Source organism: Streptomyces sp. NRRL F-5650, assembly GCF_000721365.1.
Lineage (GTDB): Bacteria > Actinomycetota > Actinomycetes > Streptomycetales > Streptomycetaceae > Streptomyces > Streptomyces ardesiacus.
In genome coordinates, this window is the sequence record NZ_JOGV01000020.1 from 75,715 (window position 1) to 90,723 (window position 15,009).

The 15,009-nt window shown below is 72.1% G+C and carries 13 protein-coding genes; 4 read left to right on the top strand and 9 right to left on the bottom strand.

What is annotated here, in order from left to right:
- Positions 1-72: 72 nt before the first annotated feature.
- Entirely contained in the window at positions 73-939 is an 867-nt protein-coding gene (locus tag IG88_RS0119600) for a PaaX family transcriptional regulator C-terminal domain-containing protein (RefSeq protein WP_031042622.1), read from the bottom strand.
- 15 nt (positions 940-954) lie between these two features.
- On the bottom strand, positions 955-2,625 hold the full coding sequence (locus IG88_RS0119605) for an AMP-binding protein (RefSeq protein ID WP_051851964.1): 1,671 nt from the start codon (positions 2,623-2,625) through the stop codon (positions 955-957).
- A gap of 128 nt (positions 2,626-2,753) precedes the next feature.
- Between IG88_RS0119605 and IG88_RS0119610 the strand changes: the two genes are divergently transcribed.
- The 3 genes from IG88_RS0119610 (at position 2,754) to IG88_RS0119620 (ending at position 5,108) form a co-directional block, all read left to right on the top strand.
- Complete coding sequence (locus tag IG88_RS0119610; RefSeq protein ID WP_031042625.1) at positions 2,754-4,175, top strand: acyl-CoA dehydrogenase family protein; 1,422 nt, start codon at positions 2,754-2,756, stop codon at positions 4,173-4,175.
- On the top strand, positions 4,172-4,570 hold the full coding sequence (locus IG88_RS0119615) for a RidA family protein (protein ID WP_031042628.1): 399 nt from the start codon (positions 4,172-4,174) through the stop codon (positions 4,568-4,570). Before IG88_RS0119610 ends, IG88_RS0119615 begins: the two co-directional genes overlap by 4 nt.
- A 94-nt stretch (positions 4,571-4,664) precedes the next feature.
- Positions 4,665-5,108 (top strand): DUF6299 family protein, encoded by a 444-nt coding sequence (locus IG88_RS0119620; RefSeq protein WP_031042631.1) that lies wholly within the window; start codon positions 4,665-4,667, stop codon positions 5,106-5,108.
- A gap of 121 nt (positions 5,109-5,229) precedes the next feature.
- Here IG88_RS0119620 and IG88_RS0119625 read toward each other — a convergent pair whose 3' ends face one another.
- The 7 genes from IG88_RS0119625 to ccrA form a co-directional block, all read right to left on the bottom strand.
- Positions 5,230-6,081 (bottom strand): DUF2637 domain-containing protein, encoded by an 852-nt coding sequence (locus IG88_RS0119625; RefSeq protein ID WP_031042633.1) that lies wholly within the window; start codon positions 6,079-6,081, stop codon positions 5,230-5,232.
- Between the two features lie 445 nt (positions 6,082-6,526).
- Positions 6,527-7,102 carry an LmbU family transcriptional regulator gene (locus IG88_RS0119630; protein ID WP_051851965.1) on the bottom strand — a complete coding sequence of 192 codons (576 nt, stop codon included), beginning with the start codon at positions 7,100-7,102 and terminating at the stop codon, positions 6,527-6,529.
- Positions 7,103-7,511: 409 nt separating this feature from the next.
- Positions 7,512-10,211 (bottom strand): non-ribosomal peptide synthetase, encoded by a 2,700-nt coding sequence (locus tag IG88_RS0119635; protein WP_037836225.1) that lies wholly within the window; start codon positions 10,209-10,211, stop codon positions 7,512-7,514.
- Positions 10,208-11,032 (bottom strand): SDR family oxidoreductase, encoded by an 825-nt coding sequence (locus IG88_RS0119640; protein ID WP_031042642.1) that lies wholly within the window; start codon positions 11,030-11,032, stop codon positions 10,208-10,210. The genes IG88_RS0119635 and IG88_RS0119640 overlap by 4 nt, the downstream gene beginning before the upstream one ends.
- 79 nt (positions 11,033-11,111) lie before the next feature.
- Positions 11,112-11,873, bottom strand: a complete 762-nt coding sequence (locus IG88_RS0119645; RefSeq protein WP_031042645.1) for an ABC transporter permease — start codon at positions 11,871-11,873, stop codon at positions 11,112-11,114.
- Complete coding sequence (locus IG88_RS0119650) at positions 11,870-12,691, bottom strand: ABC transporter ATP-binding protein (RefSeq protein WP_051851966.1); 822 nt, start codon at positions 12,689-12,691, stop codon at positions 11,870-11,872. Before IG88_RS0119650 ends, IG88_RS0119645 begins: the two co-directional genes overlap by 4 nt.
- A gap of 131 nt (positions 12,692-12,822) precedes the next feature.
- On the bottom strand, positions 12,823-14,205 hold the full coding sequence (gene ccrA, locus IG88_RS0119655; RefSeq protein ID WP_051851967.1) for a crotonyl-CoA carboxylase/reductase: 1,383 nt from the start codon (positions 14,203-14,205) through the stop codon (positions 12,823-12,825).
- 489 nt (positions 14,206-14,694) lie between these two features.
- Here ccrA and IG88_RS0119660 point away from each other — a divergent pair, with 489 nt between their 5' ends.
- Entirely contained in the window at positions 14,695-14,913 is a 219-nt protein-coding gene (locus tag IG88_RS0119660) for an MbtH family protein (RefSeq protein ID WP_031042654.1), read from the top strand.
- Positions 14,914-15,009: the final 96 nt, after the last annotated feature.

Here is a 15,009-nt window from a genome sequence, read left to right on the forward strand (position 1 = left end):
GTAGGAGGCGAACCTGAGAAGAGGATCTGAGCGGGCTGAGGGTTCACTGATCCCGTGGGGATGTGACGCGACTCACTGGCCGGGCGGTGCGGCCGCTCCGGGGACGGGACCCAGGCCCGCGTAGTGCGCCCCCGCGTCGCGCAGCCGCTCGTGCAGTGCCCGGAACACCGCCGCCGAGCGCGTGCCGGGCCAGTCCCCGGGCAGCAGCCGGGCGGGCAGCCCGGGGTCCGTGTAGGGCAGGTGCCGCCAGGAGTCCAGGGCGAGGAGGTAGTCGCGGTACGCATCCTCGGGCGGGGTGTCGGTCCGCCGCTCCCAGGCGTGCAGGACGCGCGCGTGCCGGTCGAGGAACGCCTCGTGCTCCTTGGCGATCGCGGCCAGGTCCCACCAGCGGCCCACCGCCTCGGCGGTCGGCGTGAAACCCAGGTGCTCCCCGCGGAAGAAGTCGACGTAGGAGTCCAGGCCCAGGCGGCCCAGCGCGTGCCGGGTCTCCTCGTACAGCCGGGCCGGGGCGATCCACACGCCGGGGGCCGCGGTGCCGAAGCCGAGACCGGCCAGGCGCGAGCGCAGCACGTGCCGCTTCTGCCGCTCCGACTCGGGCACGGAGAACACGGCGAGCACCCAGCCCTCGTCGTCGTGGGGCGCGGCGGCGTAGACGCGCCGGTCACCGTCCTCCAGCAACTGGCGGGCCTCGTCGGAGAGTCCGTAACCGGCCGCGCCCTCGTCCGTACGGGCGGGCAGCAGCAGCCCGCGCCGCTTCAGCCGGGACACCGACGAGCGCACGGAGGGCGCGTCCACCCCCACCGCCGCCAGCAGCCGGATCAGCTCGGCGACGGGCACCGGGCCCGGCGCGAAGCGGCCGTAGGCGCCGTAGAGCGTGACGATGAGGGACCGCGGGGTGTGCTGTACGTGCTGTAGGAGCTGGTCGGACACGTTGATCATCTTATGTCGTCGGCGTCAGGCCCGGCCGCCCAGGGGATCCGGCCGGACCCCGGGAGGAGCGGCGGGGCCGGGCGCGTCCAGGAGCCGGTGGCGCTGCAGCTTGCCGGTCGCCGTGCGCGGCAGCGCGTCCCGGAAGACGATCTCCCGCGGGCACTTGTACGGCGCCAGCTCCGACCGCAGGAACGCGCGCAGCGCGTCGGCGTCCGGGTCGGCCCCCTCGCGCAGCACCGCGTGCGCCACCACCACCTGCCCCCGGCGCCCGTCGGGCCGGCCCACCACCGCCGCCTCCACGACGTCGGGATGGCGCAGCAGCGCGTCCTCCACCTCCGGCCCGGCGATGTTGTACCCGGCGGAGATGATCATGTCGTCGGCGCGGGCCACGTACCGGAAGTACCCGTCGGGCTCGCGGACGTAGGTGTCCCCGGTGACGTTCCAGCCGCCCCGCACGTACTCGCGCTGCCGCGGGTCGGCGAGGTAGCGGCACCCGACCGGCCCGCGCACCGCCAGCAGCCCCGGCTCCCCGTCGGGCACCGGTCTGCCCCGCTCGTCCTGCACGCGCGCCTGCCACCCCGGCACCGGAACACCCGTCGTGCCGGGCCTGATGGCCTCGTCCGCCGCGGAGACGAAGATGTGCAGCAGCTCGGTGGCGCCGATGCCGTTGATCACGCGCAGGCCGGTGCGCTCGTACCAGGCGCGCCAGGTGGCCGCGGGCAGGTTCTCGCCCGCCGAGACGCAGCGCCGGAGGCTGCCCAGGTCGTACGCGTCCAGCTCGTCGAGCATCGCGCGGTACGCGGTCGGCGCGGTGAACAGCACCGACACCCGGTGCTCGGCGACGGCCGGCAGGAGCTGCCGGGGGCCCGCCTGTTCGAGCAGCAGGGCGCTCGCCCCGGCCCGCAGGGGGAAGACGACGAGCCCGCCGAGCCCGAAGGTGAAGCCGAGCGGCGGACTGCCCGCGAAGAGATCGTCGGAGCGCGGCCGCAGCACGTGCTCGGAGAAGGTGTCCGCGATCGCCAGCACGTCGCGGTGGAAGTGCATGCAGCCCTTGGGCCGCCCGGTGGTGCCGGACGTGAACGCGATCAGCGCCACGTCGTCGGCGGCCGTGTCGACGGCCCGGTACGGCGTGCCGGGCACCGCGCCGGACGCCGTACGGCGGTGCAGGTCGTCCGGCGCGTCCCCGCCGAACGTCGTGATAGCGAGCCCCGTGATCCCCGCGCCGGCGAGGTCGTCGACGGACCTGACGTCGCACAGCGCGTGCCGCACCCGGGCGATCTCGCAGATCGAGCGCAGCTCGTGCGGGCGCTGCTGGGCCAGCACGGTGACCGCCACCGCGCCCGCCTTCAGCACCGCCAGCCAGCACGCGGCCAGCCACGGGGTGGTGGGGCCGCGCAGCAGCACCCGGTTGCCCGGGACGACACCGAGGTCGCCGGTCAGCACGTGCGCGATCCGGTCGACGCGCTCGCGGAGCCCGCCGTAGGTCCAGGTGTCCCCGGAGGCGGTGCGGAAGGCGGGGCGGTCGTCGGGCGGGCCGGTGAGCAGTTCGGCGGCGCAGTTCAGCCGGGCCGGGTAGCGCAGTCCGGGCAGCTCGAACAGGAGCTGCGGCCACTGCTCGGGAGGGGGCAGGTGGTCGCGCGCGAAGGTGTCGACATGGGCGGAGCGGTGCGGGTCCGCGCGGCGCGCGTCGGCCATGGCGGTTCGCCCCCTTTGTCGTGGTGGGCTCGCGCAACGAGCGTATCGTGTCGGTGACGACAGTCAACGGGGCGCGATAGCCTCGGCCGTGGGCCCGGTGGGCAGGACGGCAGGGGAAGGGACCGGCGATGACCGCATTCTCGCTCGAACCGGCACACGTCACCTGGTGCGAAGAGCTGCGCGCCCTCGCCGCGCGACGGCTGCGCCCGCTCGCCGACAGGGGCGAGCCGGGCCGCGTCAACCGCGCCCTGGTCGCCGAACTGGGCGCCCTCGGCCTGCTGTCCCGCCTGTTCACGTCCGGCGCGCTCGACCTGTGCCTGATGCGCGAGTCCCTCGCCCACGCCTGCACGGAGGCCGAGACCGCCCTCGCCCTCCAGGGCCTCGGCGCCCACCCCGTGCACGCCCACGGCACCGAGGCCCAGCGGGCCCGCTGGCTCCCCCGGGTGAGCGACGGAACCGCGGTCGCTGCCTTCGCCCTCAGCGAGCCCGACGCGGGCTCGGACGCCGCGGCGCTGTCGCTGCGGGCAGACCCGGACGCCGCGAAACACGCTGCCGCCCGGCCCGGGCCCGGTGGCGAGTGGACCGGGACCGACGGGGCGCAGGCCGGTGGTGGGCGGTGGCGTGGCGGGGGTCGGGGTGACGGTGCCCGGCCCGGCGCTGCGGGGCGCGGGGGCGGTGAGGGCGCGTGTCCGGACGACGGGCGCGAGCTTGCCGTCCGGCGCGGTGACGGGGCGGAGACGGTGGCGCGCACCCGCCCCGGGCCGCCCGGGGCGGGGGCGTCGGCCACCCCCGTCGCCGCCGAGCCCGACGGCCCCGCCGCCTGGCGGCTCACCGGTGAGAAGTGCTGGATCTCCAACGCCCCCGAGGCCGACTTCTACACCGTGTTCGCCCGCACCACCCCCGGCGCCGGCGCCCGTGGCGTCACCGCCTTCCTCGTGCCCGCCGACCGCCCCGGCCTCACCGGCACCCCGCTCGACATGCTCTCGCCGCACCCGATCGGCGCCCTTGCTTTCGACGCCGTGCCGGTCACCACCGACGACGTGCTGGGCGTACCCGACCGCGGCTTCCGGGTGGCCATGGACACCCTCAACCTGTTCCGCCCCAGCGTCGGCGCCTTCGCCGTCGGCATGGCACAGGCCGCCCTCGACGCGACCCTCGCGCACACCGCCGCCCGCGACGCCTTCGGCGGCAAGCTGTGCGACCTCCAGGCCGTCTCCCACCAGGTCGCCGAGATGGCCCTGCGCACCGAGGCGGCCCGCCTGATGGTGTACGCGGCGGCGACGGCGTACGACGCGGGCGCCCCGGACGTCCCGAAGCGGGCCGCGATGGCGAAGCTCCTGGCCACCGAGACCGCCCAGTACGTCGTCGACCGCGCCGTCCAGCTCCACGGCGCCCGTGCCCTGCGCCGCGGCCACCTCCTCGAACACCTCTACCGCGAAGTGCGCGCCCCCCGCGTCTACGAGGGCGCGAGCGAGGTGCAGCGCGGCATCGTCGCCAAGGAGCTGTACCGCACCCACCCCCGCGCCACGACCGAGGAGACCGGAGCATGACCGCACAGCGAGTGAACCCGCCCGAACTGTCCCGGCCCACCGGCTTCTCCCACGCCGTCGTCGCCAGCGGCACCCGCGTCGTCTTCCTCGCCGGGCAGACCGCCCTGGACAGCGACGGCACGATCACCGGCGACACCCTCCCCGCCCAGTTCGAGCAGGCCCTCACCAACCTCCTCACCGCCCTGCGCGCCGCGGGCGGCACCCCCGCCGACCTCGCCCGCGTCACCGTCTACGCCACCGACGTCGCCGCCTACCGCACCCACGCCGCCGGCCTGGGCCGCACCTGGCGCGAGCTGGCCGGCCGCGACTACCCCGCGATGGCGGTCGTGGAGGTCGTACGGCTCTGGGACGAACGGGCGCTGGTGGAACTCGACGGGTTCGCCGTCCTGCCGTAGCGGACTCGCCACCGAAGGGGTGACGGTCACTGCCGCCCGCCCCTTCGCCCGGTACCAGTGGAATCCCCTCATTCCGACCGACCGGGAGACCCCCATGCGCGCAAGATCCGCCGCCCTCGCCACGGCCGCCGGTGCCGCCCTCCTCCTGCTCACCGCGCCCGCCGCGCCCGCCGCACCCCACGACGCCCGTCTCGACGCCGAGTCGGTGACCGTCGACCCCGTCGGCCGCATCGCCGCCGACGGCAGCGTCACCCTCACCGGCACCTACCGCTGCACCGGCGGCACCGGTCCGGTCTTCGTCAGCTCCACCCTGAGCCAGAGCGACGCCTCCGTCCGGTACGGCGTCGGCGGCACCCGCGCGGTCTGCGACGGACTGGAGCACCGCTGGGCCAACACCGGCACGCCCGACTCGGCCGCCCTCCGGCCCGGCGCGGCCCACGTCGAGGCGACCCTGATGGAGCTGCGCCCCATGGGCATCGTGCCGCTCCCGAGCTTCCACGCCCAGCAGACTCAGGACGTGACCCTGACGGCGTCCTGATCCCGCGCGGCGGCCCGCGGACCCACCGGGAAACACGGCCGGGACCGACTTCCGCACTACGTTCCCGTGCTGCTCCGGGAACGAGCGGAAGGCCGGCCCGGCCGCTGCCACGCGCTCCGGTTCAGATGCTCTTCCCGGGGCGCGGGCCCGGCCGTGCGGAGCGCGGATGGTTCTGCCGCTGCTGCGGAAGGGACACCGCGTCGGCGGCCGCCCTGCCCGACGGATCGTCACCCGGAGCGACCGCGTCGCGCTGCCGGTGCCGCGGCACCGCCCGCCGGGGCGGACGGGTGAGCGTGATCTGCCGGACGACCTGCTGGAAGCAGACCAGCGAGGCCAGGCCGGGCAGGGCCGCCGCCGCACCGTCGCTGACCGTCCGCGGCGCCTCCACGACGCACAGGAACATCGCGATGGCGGAGAACAGCAGGACGACGGCCCAGGAGTGCACCGCCCGGCGCTGGTGCAACGCCGCCCGCAGAACCGCCAGCGAGGCCACCAGCCAGGGCCCGTAGACCAGCAGCGGCCACCAGGACACGATGCTGCCCCGGGTCCGGGTCACGGCCGCCAGCCGCAGCGGTTCGTAGGCCACCATGCCGCCGAACAGGCTCACGGAGGCGGCGATGACCGCGGCGAGCGCGGCGACGAACAGGCTCGCCGCACGCAGCCGGCTCACCTTTCTCCCTCTGCGGACCCTGCGGTGACTCGTCGGTGACTCCCTCAACGGGGGCAGCTCCGCCGTGATCTCCTGGAGATTGCTCAGCGGTGTGCCCGGGGCGGGTGCGAGCGCCGAAGTGTCGGGGGCGGAAGGAACGCCGCTCTGCTGCGCCATCGCGTCCTGGAGCAGGAACGCCAGCTCCTCGGCCGGGTCCCAGCCGGGCTCCGGCGGCACCAGGGTCTCCTGGGAGGCCTGCTCGGGCGCCCGGTGCCGGCCCGTGCCCGAACCGGCGGCGTGGAACGAGCCTTCGCCGTACGGCATGCGGGGAGGGGTGTGCCAGGGGTGAGTGTGTTCTTCGTACACGAGGTGCCGGTCACTCCGCCCCGGTGCGCAGGCGCCGCAGGACCGGGGTGGTCGCACGGAGAGTGACGGGGCGCCGGCCTCTGGCCGGCGTTCCGCCGCCCGGTGACGGACAGTGAGCTCTGCCGGGCCTGCAGGTGTACGGGCCAAGCGCCGTCAGTTCCCCGTTTTCCTCGGTCATATCCGAAGTAACGTCTGCCTAGTCCGTCGGATGCGCGGCAGTCGGGTGAACGATTTCTGCGATCCTTACCCAATCCCGAATTCACACCGGTTCGGCCGGGGGGGGGCGGGACGCGCCGTGGTTCGTGCCTCGGTCCGGTCGTCGACGCCGTGCGCGCGCTCCTGCTCGACCGGCGGGCGGGGCGGCGCGGCCCGGACAGCGGCGCGCGGCCCGGGCGGTGCCGGATCAGGAGAGTTTGGCCCGTCCCATGCCGCGCAGGCCGGGGTCGTCCGCCAGGATCTGCTCGGCCGCCTGGTCCAGGGTGATCAGCACCCATTTCTCCAGGTCGATTCCCGACCGCTCCGCGGCCTTGTGCCACCACTGGAAGTGGTTGTCCGGTACCGCGAGGCGACGTGCCGTGGAGCGGACACCCATCTGCCGGCAGTCGCCGTCCCGCGTCTGCTGAATCGAGTTGCGTAACTGTTTCGTGGTCCAGCCCATCTTCTCGGCCCGGTCCAGCCAGTGCTCCTGCTCCTCCTGCGGCAGTGAAGCGACCTCGGCGTGGTGCTGAAACGTCAGCCGATGGCGCCGCCGGACGAGTTTGAAGCGCCGGGACACCCATGCGTAGTTGCGCAAGGTCTGATATTTCAGTCCGGCCGCGCGGATTCCCAACTGGTACCGGTCGGCGTAGTTGTCCTTTCCGTATACCAGCCAATCCCCTAGCCACCAGGCGGACGAGTCGACAATTCCCGCCAATTGGGATCCGGCCCGCTCCCAGGTCTCGAAACTCAGTCCCAGGGGAATCTGTAAACCGACGCGCATGGTGAGTACTTCACCGCTTACACGTGGTGATTCGCGGCTCAGACGCCTGTTTTCCCTGTGCGTGGGAGCCGTCGACCGGGTGTGTGGAACCGATCGGCTCGAAGGTGCCTCGCTCATGCTTTCCCCCATGTCACCTCAGCTGGAACCGAAGAATGAAGAAGTGGCGAGCTGTACCGGCCCAGGACTTGTCGGCCGATCCTCGCGCCACCCGTTGACGGACCGAGATCGACTGGCCGGATACAGTCAAACCCAGCGGCCATCGAAGTTGCAAGAGTGTCGAGTGGTTCCAACTCGCTTTGTTACGGCGGTTGTTCACGCGCCAAAGGGATTCGGGCGGTCATGGAACAGGTACGGGACCACAAGGTGATCGCCCGGTGTCGCGACGCATGCTCACCTCGTGGTCCCGTGCTCAGTCCTCCGACGCCGCCGCCGCACGGGCGGCCGAGGCCAGCCGGCGAATGGTGCGGTGCTGATAGAGCATCCGGATGGACGTCCTCGGCAGCGGGAGCCGGCTCGTTCCCGCGGCGATGCGGACCGCGAGCAGGGAGTTTCCGCCCAGGTCGAAGAAGTCGTCGTCCGGGCCCACCCGGACGCCCAGGACGGTGCTCCACACCTCCTGCAACTCCCGGACGAGGTCGTCGTCGGAGTCCTCGGCACCACCGCCGTCGTGTGCCGCGAGCGGCACGGCCGGAGCCGGGAGCCGCGCCACGTCGAGCTTGCCGTTCGTGGTCAGGGGAATGCCCGGAACGGCGGTCACGCTGGTCGGGACCATGTAGTCGGGCAGGATCCGGGCGGCTCGTCCGCGGACCTCGGCCACCGACGAACCGTCGAGCACGACATAGGCGTCGATGCCCACGGTGGCGGCGTCGCCGCCGCGGAGCACCACGGCCGCCGCGACCACCGCACGGTCCTCCAGCAGCACCGTCCGGATCTCGTCCAGCTCGATCCGGAAGCCCCGGACCTTCACCTGGCTGTCGATCCGGCCGAGGTGTTCGAGCCGGCCGTCCGGACGGAGCCGGCCCTCGTCCCCGCTGCGGTAGAGCCGCCCGCTGCCGAACGGGTTGTCGATGAACCGCTCCGCCTGGAGCTCCGGCCGGTTGAGGTAGCCGAGCGCCACCCCGACACCGCCGACGTGGATCTCGCCCCGTACCCCGGGCGGCAACAGCGCCCCGTCGGGGCCCAGGACGTAGACCTGCCAGCCGGGCAGCGCCCGCCCCACGGAGCGCGATCCGGCGAGCGCCGAGCCGCGCGTGACCGTCTCGGCCGTGACATGCACCGTGGTCTCGGTGATCCCGAACATGTTGACCACACGGCACCGGGTCTCCGGGTACCGGTCGAACCACGGCAGCAGCATCCGGGAGTCCAGCGGCTCCCCTCCGAAGACCACGAGCCGGACGGCGAGTGACCGCTCCCGCGCCCGGTCCACCGCGAGCAGTTGGGAGAAGGCCGACGGTGTCTGGTTGAGTACGGTCACCTTCTCGTCGGCCAGGAGATCGTGGAACTCCGCCGGTGAACGCGACGCCCAGAAGGGCACCACGACGAGCCGCCCCCCGGTGAGCAGGCAGCCCCAGATCTCCCACACCGAGAAGTCGAAGGCACTGGAGTGGAACAGGGTCCACACGTCGGCGCGATCGAGGCCCAGGTCGTCGCGGGTGGCCGTGAGCAGGGCGATCACATTGGTGTGCGGGACCACGACGCCCTTGGGGCGCCCGGTGGAACCGGACGTGTAGATGAGGTAGGCGGGATCGGTCGGGCCGGCGGGTGCGGCCGGCGGCGCGTGGTGCGCCGCGTCGGAGCCCTGCCCGGCCAGGTCGTCCGGGTGCACGAGCCGGAGCCCCGCCTTCCCGGGGAACTCCTCGTGCGTGGTGACGACGACGTCCAGTCCGGCGTCCGTGGTGACGTAGGAGAGCCGCTCGGCCGGGTAGGACGGGTCCATCGGGACGAAGGCACAGCCCGCTTTGAGTATCCCGAGCATGGTCGTCACCAGGGCCGTCGACCGTTCGAGACAGATCCCGACCCGGTCGCCCGCGCGCACACCGATCCGCCGCAGCCCGTCGGCCAGAGAAGTGGAGGCGGCGTCCAGCTCCCGGTAGGTGACCCGCTCCTGCTGGTAGCACAGCGCCACCGCGTCCGGCTGCTCGGCGGCCCGTGCCGCGAAGGCGTCCTCGATCCGCACCGCGCTGTCGACGGCGCTCCGAACGGCGAGGTCGCGCGGGGTGGGGGCATGGCCGCGTCCGGCTTCGCCGAACGGGTCGACGTCCTTGGCCAGGAGCCGGGGTGACTCGACGACCTGCTGGTGCGCCCGGGCGAGGTGGCGCACGAACTGGGCCGCCATCCGCGCGCTGACGCCCGCCCCGTGCTCGTAGACCAGCCGTGCCCGCCCGACCCCGACGGTGAGCGGGAAGGGGGGTGAGAGCCAGGGGCGGTAGGTGCCCGCCGCCGGCGGGTCGGCGGCCATCACGAGTCCCACCGAGACCGGCGCGTCCGCCGAGGCCGTCGGCGAGCGGAAGCGGTCCACCAACTCCTTGACGGTGACGGGCCCCTCGACCGGACGCGCCACCTGGACGGCCCCGGTGCCGAGCACGGCGGCCACGGCGTTGTCGTCCCGGTAGCGGGCCTGGACGAGGGCGAGTGCGGTCAGCCAGGTGGCCGGCTCGGCATCCGCGGCCCACGGGCCGAGTTCGAATTCACCGGTCCCCCCGGCCGTCCCGCCCAGACCCCAGTCCGGCTCGGTGGTGGTGGGGCGCACGGCCGGGCGGCGGCCGAAGTCCGGTTCCGGCCCGGCGCCTTCGGCGACGGCCGATGCGAGCAGGTCGAGATCACGCCGGCCGGCGACCGCCCGGTCCGCAGCGAGCACGAGGTCGCACCGGTCGTCCGAGACCAGGAGGGCCGCCCGCAGCCCCCGGGGCACCGGCAGGGCGAGCTCGGCGGCCAGCCTGCGGTGCCTCGCACCGGCCGGCACCCGATCGATCCACAGTGTCTCCGGCGCGTCGAGGCCGCCGTGCCGCCGGACGATCGCCGCGTACCTCTCGGCCAGCACCTGAGGGGCGGCGGTGCCGGTGAGGGGGAAGCTGCCGGCGTGGCTCCACGCCGGGTCGGCCGCGCTCATCGGGCCGTGAACCCGCCGTCGACGGACATCACGGAGCCAGTGATCTGGCGTGACTCGTCCGAGGCGAGGAAGACCGCCGCGGCAGCGACGTCCTCCGGTTCGATGAGCGCGTTCATCGGCTGCGCCTCGAGGAACGTGGGCTCGTGCTCGCCGACCGGGACGTCGAGCGCCTTGGCGATCTCGGAGAGCATCCGCCCCTCCACCCAAGCCGTGTCCCGCACCGATCCCGGACACACCGCGTTGACCCGGACGTGCATGGGGGCGTAGTCAAGCGCGGTGGCTCTGGTCAGGCCCACCAGGCCGTGCTTGGCCACCACGTACCCGGCGAAATGGCGGTACCCCACGAGCCCGGCCGTGGACGACACGTTGATGATGCTGCCCGAACGCCTGCTGGTCATCGCGGTCGCGACGGACCTCGTCATCCGCCAGGCACCGGAGAGGTCGATGTCCAACATCAACTGCCACTCGTCCTCCGTGATCTCGTGGGCCGGTTTTCCCGACGGTGCCGCTATGCCGGCGTTGTTCACCAGGATGTCGATCCCGCCGAACCGCTCCATCGCCAGTTCGGCCACCGCGGTCACGTCGGCGGGCTCGCGGATGTCGGCGTGGGCGGTCAGCACGATCGCGCCGTCCTTGTGGCACAGGTCGGCGGTGTACGCGAGCTGGCTGGCCGAGCCGAGCGAGTAGGGGACCCCCGGCAGGTCGGCGGCGAGATCGACCAGCACCAGGCCGGCACCCTCCCGCGCGAACGCGACGGCGCAGGCCCGGCCTATGCCCCGGGCCGCACCGGTGATGATGGCGGTTTTGCCGCTAAGCCGCACGTTCGACTCCTGTGATCGCTCGGGTGGGAAGGACTCGGCCACGTCCGACCGGTACGAGCGGACGTGGCCGTCGTACACATCAGCTGATCTTGCGCCGGTAGATGGCCATCGCCAGGACGTAGGTGAGCACGAGGATGCCCACACACCAGGCGAGAGCGATCCAGATGTCGGAGTCCACCGGCCGCTGGGCGAAGAGGTCCTGGATCGTGTTGACGATCGAGGTGACGGGCTGGTGCTCGGCGAAGGCGCGCACGCCGCTCGGCATGGTGCTGGTGGGCACGAAGGCCGAGCTGATGAACGGCAGGAAGATCAGGGGGAAGGAGAAGCCGGCGGAACCCTCCACCGACTTCGCCGTCAGACCGGCGATGACGGCGAGCCAGGTCAGGGCCAGGGTGAACAGGCCGAGGATGCCGATGACGGCGAGCCAGGCCGGCACCCCCGCCGAGGTACGGAACCCGACCAGCAGGCCCACCAGCACGATGATCAGCACCGAGAGCCCGTTGGCGACGAGTGAGGTCAGAACATGGGCCCACAGCACGGCCGAACGCGCGATGGGCATGGAGTGGAACCGTTCGAAGATTCCGCTCTTCATGTCCGTGAAGAGCCGGGCGGCGGTGTAGGCGACACCGGTCGCGATCGCGATGAGGAGCACGCCGGGCAGCATGTAGTTGACGTAGTTGTCGGAGCCGGTCTCGATGGCCCCGCCCAGCACGTAGACCATGAGCAGCATGATGGCGACCGGAGTGATGGCGGTCGTCACGATCGTGTCCGCGCTGCGGACGATGTGCCGCATGGAGCGGCCGAGCAGGACGCGGGCGTCTCCCAGGAAACGTGTGCTCACGGTCGGGCTCCGCTCGTCGTCTCGTCGCTGGTGTCTTCTCCCACGAGCGCGAGGAAGATCTCTTCGAGGCTCGGCTGCTTCTTGACGTACTCGACGGTCGCGGGCGGGAGCAGCTCCTTCAGCTCGGCGAGGGTGCCGTTCGCGATGATGCGTCCCTGGTGGAGAATGGCGATGCGGTCGGCGAGGTACTCGGCCTCCTCGAGGTACTGCGTGGTGAGCAGCACGGTGGTCCCGGCGTCGGTCAGTTCCGAGACGACCTTCCACACGTCCAGCCGTGCCTTCGGGTCGAGACCGGTGGTCGGCTCGTCGAGGAAGATCACCTTCGGCTGCCCGATCAGGCTCATGGCGATGTCCAGGCGGCGCCGCATGCCTCCCGAGTACGTCGCCACCCGTCGCGATCCCGCGTCGGTCAGGTTGAAGCGTTCGAGGAGTTCGTCCGCCACCTGGCCGGGCTGCCGGATGTGCCGCAGGCCGGCGACCAGGATCAGGTTCTCCCGGCCGGACAGGATCTCGTCGACCGCGGCGAACTGCCCGGTGAGGCTGATGGATTCCCGGACCCGCAGGGGGTCGGTCCGCACGTCGAACCCGTTCACGACCGCCGTGCCGGCGTCGGCCTTCAGCAGGGTGGACAGGATCTTGATGAGGGTGGTCTTGCCCGCTCCGTTCGAGCCGAGGAGGGCGAACACACTGCCCGGACGGACCTCGAAGTCGACGCCGCGCAGGACGTGCAGTTGCTTGTAGGACTTCTCTATGTTGTGCACGCGAATCGCCGGCTGCCGAGCAGCGGATTCCGGCACCGCTGTTGCTGATTCCTTCATGGGCCCACCGTCGCCGTCGGGTCTGTCACGTCGCTGTCACCCCTCTGTCACCACCGCCGGGCGGCGACCGGGGCCGCCGGGCCCACCCGATCGCCGCGCGGAGCGGGTGGGCCGAGCGGTGCTCGCCCGTCTCAGCCGACCGGGCGCTCGGCGGCCAGGGGCCGGTCCGACGCCGGTGCCGCCGCGGAGGAATCCAGGAGCGGGGTGATCCGGTCCGCGCCGATCCGCTCGCGCAACGCGGAGTCGGTGACGCCGAGTCCGCTCTTCGGGGCCATGCAGAGGACACCGACCTTGCCCGTGTGCTGGTTCTGCTGCACCAGCCGGACGGCCTCGCCGACCTCCTGAAGGGGATACGCGGTGGACAGCGCCGGCATCAGCATGCCGAGCTGCACCAGTCGGTTGCACTCCGTCTGCTCCTGGAGGCTGGCGCCGTGGCTGCCGATGATCCGCTTGAGGTTCATCCACAGGTAGCGGTTGTCGTAGGAGTGCTGGTACCCGCTGCTGGAACCGCAGGTGACGACGGAGCCGCCCCGGCGCACCGCGAACACCGAGATCCCGAAGGTGGCCGCGCCGACGTAGTCGAACGCCACGTGAGGGTCCTCGCCCACCTCGGCCCTGATCCGCCGGCCGAGCCGCTTGCCCATCTCGACGGTCTGCTCGGGAGTCCGGGGAGGCACGTCCAGGCCGATCTCGGTGCGGTTGATGACCACGTCGCAACCCAGCTTGCGCACCAGAGCCGCCTTCTCGTCGGAGCCGACCACGCCGACCGGCACGCCGCCGCCGTTCTTCACCAGTTGCACCGCGTAGGAGCCGAGACCTCCGCTCGCGCCCCAGATCAGCACGATGTCGCCCTGCTTGAAGGGGGCGCCCCGGCCGCTGACCAGCATCCGGTACGCGGTGCCGCCGCACAGCGGCACGGACGCGGCCTCCTCCCACGTCAGGTGTGTGGGCTTGGGGATGAGCTGGTTGACGCGCACCACCGCGTAGTGGGCCAGGCCGCCGAAGTTGGTCTCGTAACCCCAGGCGCGGGTCTCGCCGCTGAGCATCGAGTCGGCGTGCGTCGCCGCGTCCTGGTCGTCCGCGTACGCCGTCCCGACGACCACGTGATCGCCGATCGACACGTGCCGCACGCCCGAGCCGACGCGCACCACCACGCCCGCGGCGTCGGAGCCGAGCACGTGGTAGGGCTGGTCGTGCCGGGTGGCGAAGCCGCCCTGACGGGCGTAGCGGCGCAGGAAGCCGAAGGTGGGCAGCGGTTCGAACATGGCCGACCAGACCGTGTTGTAGTTGATGGAGCTGGCCATGACCGCCACCAGGGCCTCGTCCGGCGCCAGTTCCGGCATCGGCACCCGGCCGACGCGCAGCGAGCGGCGCACGTCCTTGTCCTCGACGCCGGCGAACATGCCCACGTCCTCTTGGTGCAGGTACGAGGCCAGGTATTCGCCCGGCAGCTCCTCCTGGGCCAGTTTTTCGGGCGAGGCGCCCGCGAGCACGGCTTCGGCCAGTCCGTCCATGAAGAATTCCTTTGCCCTCGTCGCGCCGCAAGCGCTATCACCGCTGTACGGCTGTCTCCGGATATTGCGAATCGTCCGACGCCGCCACAACCAGTGTTCAGGCCCTGGTGGGTCATCCGCCCAGACCGCCGGACGTGCTTCATGATCGCCATGTTCGAAGTCCGGCCCAGGCCGGATACGGTCGAACCCGACTCGGGTCGAGAGTGCGGCCATGATTACACAGGACCCCAGTGCAAGAAATGTCCTCCGCTGGCGAAGTGACCGCTGATCCTGCTGCCCTTGCGGTGTCAACGAGCCCAATTCTATGGTTGCTTCGCCTCTCCAGGGGGCGCTGTGGATCTCACCGGTGTCCTGTCGACAGGACACCGCCGGTCGGACATTGCTCCGGGCCCGCGCCGTTTTCCGACCTGCCCAGGAGCATTGATTCCGGAGCAGGCCCGGCCCTGGAGCATCGATCCCGCTTTTCGTTACGGTGAAGGACGGTGGCAGTTGAGCACGAACCCATTCGATGACGAGGAAGGCCGCTTCTACGTCGTTGTCAACGACGAGGAACAGCATTCCCTCTGGCCGGTATTCGCCGACGTTCCCGAAGGCTGGCGGGTGGTATTCGGCGAGGCGGGCAGAGCCGAATGCCTGGAGTATGTCGAGCAGAATTGGACCGATATGCGTCCGGCGAGCCTGCGGAGGGCCATGGCGGCGGCCGACTGAGCATCCCGCCGGTTCCGGGAGGGCGGACCGCGGGGGAAGGTCCTTGATCGGGAGATTAGGCTGTGGAGGGCGTCGTTGAGAACCGCGAGCCGATAC

What these genes read in the sequence shown, in the direction of transcription:
- IG88_RS0119635 (WP_037836225.1), bottom strand. Translation starts at nt 10,211, where the DNA reads ATGAGCGCGGCCGACCCGGCGTGGAGCCACGCCGGCAGCTTCCCCCTC.
- IG88_RS0119605 (WP_051851964.1), bottom strand. Translation starts at nt 2,625, where the DNA reads ATGGCCGACGCGCGCCGCGCGGACCCGCACCGCTCCGCCCATGTCGAC.
- IG88_RS0119650 (WP_051851966.1), bottom strand. Translation starts at nt 12,691, where the DNA reads ATGAAGGAATCAGCAACAGCGGTGCCGGAATCCGCTGCTCGGCAGCCG.
- IG88_RS0119630 (WP_051851965.1), bottom strand. Translation starts at nt 7,102, where the DNA reads ATGCGCGTCGGTTTACAGATTCCCCTGGGACTGAGTTTCGAGACCTGG.
- IG88_RS0119615 (WP_031042628.1), top strand. Translation starts at nt 4,172, where the DNA reads ATGACCGCACAGCGAGTGAACCCGCCCGAACTGTCCCGGCCCACCGGC.
- ccrA (WP_051851967.1), bottom strand. Translation starts at nt 14,205, where the DNA reads ATGGACGGACTGGCCGAAGCCGTGCTCGCGGGCGCCTCGCCCGAAAAA.
- IG88_RS0119610 (WP_031042625.1), top strand. Translation starts at nt 2,754, where the DNA reads ATGACCGCATTCTCGCTCGAACCGGCACACGTCACCTGGTGCGAAGAG.
- IG88_RS0119600 (WP_031042622.1), bottom strand. Translation starts at nt 939, where the DNA reads ATGATCAACGTGTCCGACCAGCTCCTACAGCACGTACAGCACACCCCG.
- IG88_RS0119620 (WP_031042631.1), top strand. Translation starts at nt 4,665, where the DNA reads ATGCGCGCAAGATCCGCCGCCCTCGCCACGGCCGCCGGTGCCGCCCTC.
- IG88_RS0119625 (WP_031042633.1), bottom strand. Translation starts at nt 6,081, where the DNA reads ATGCCGTACGGCGAAGGCTCGTTCCACGCCGCCGGTTCGGGCACGGGC.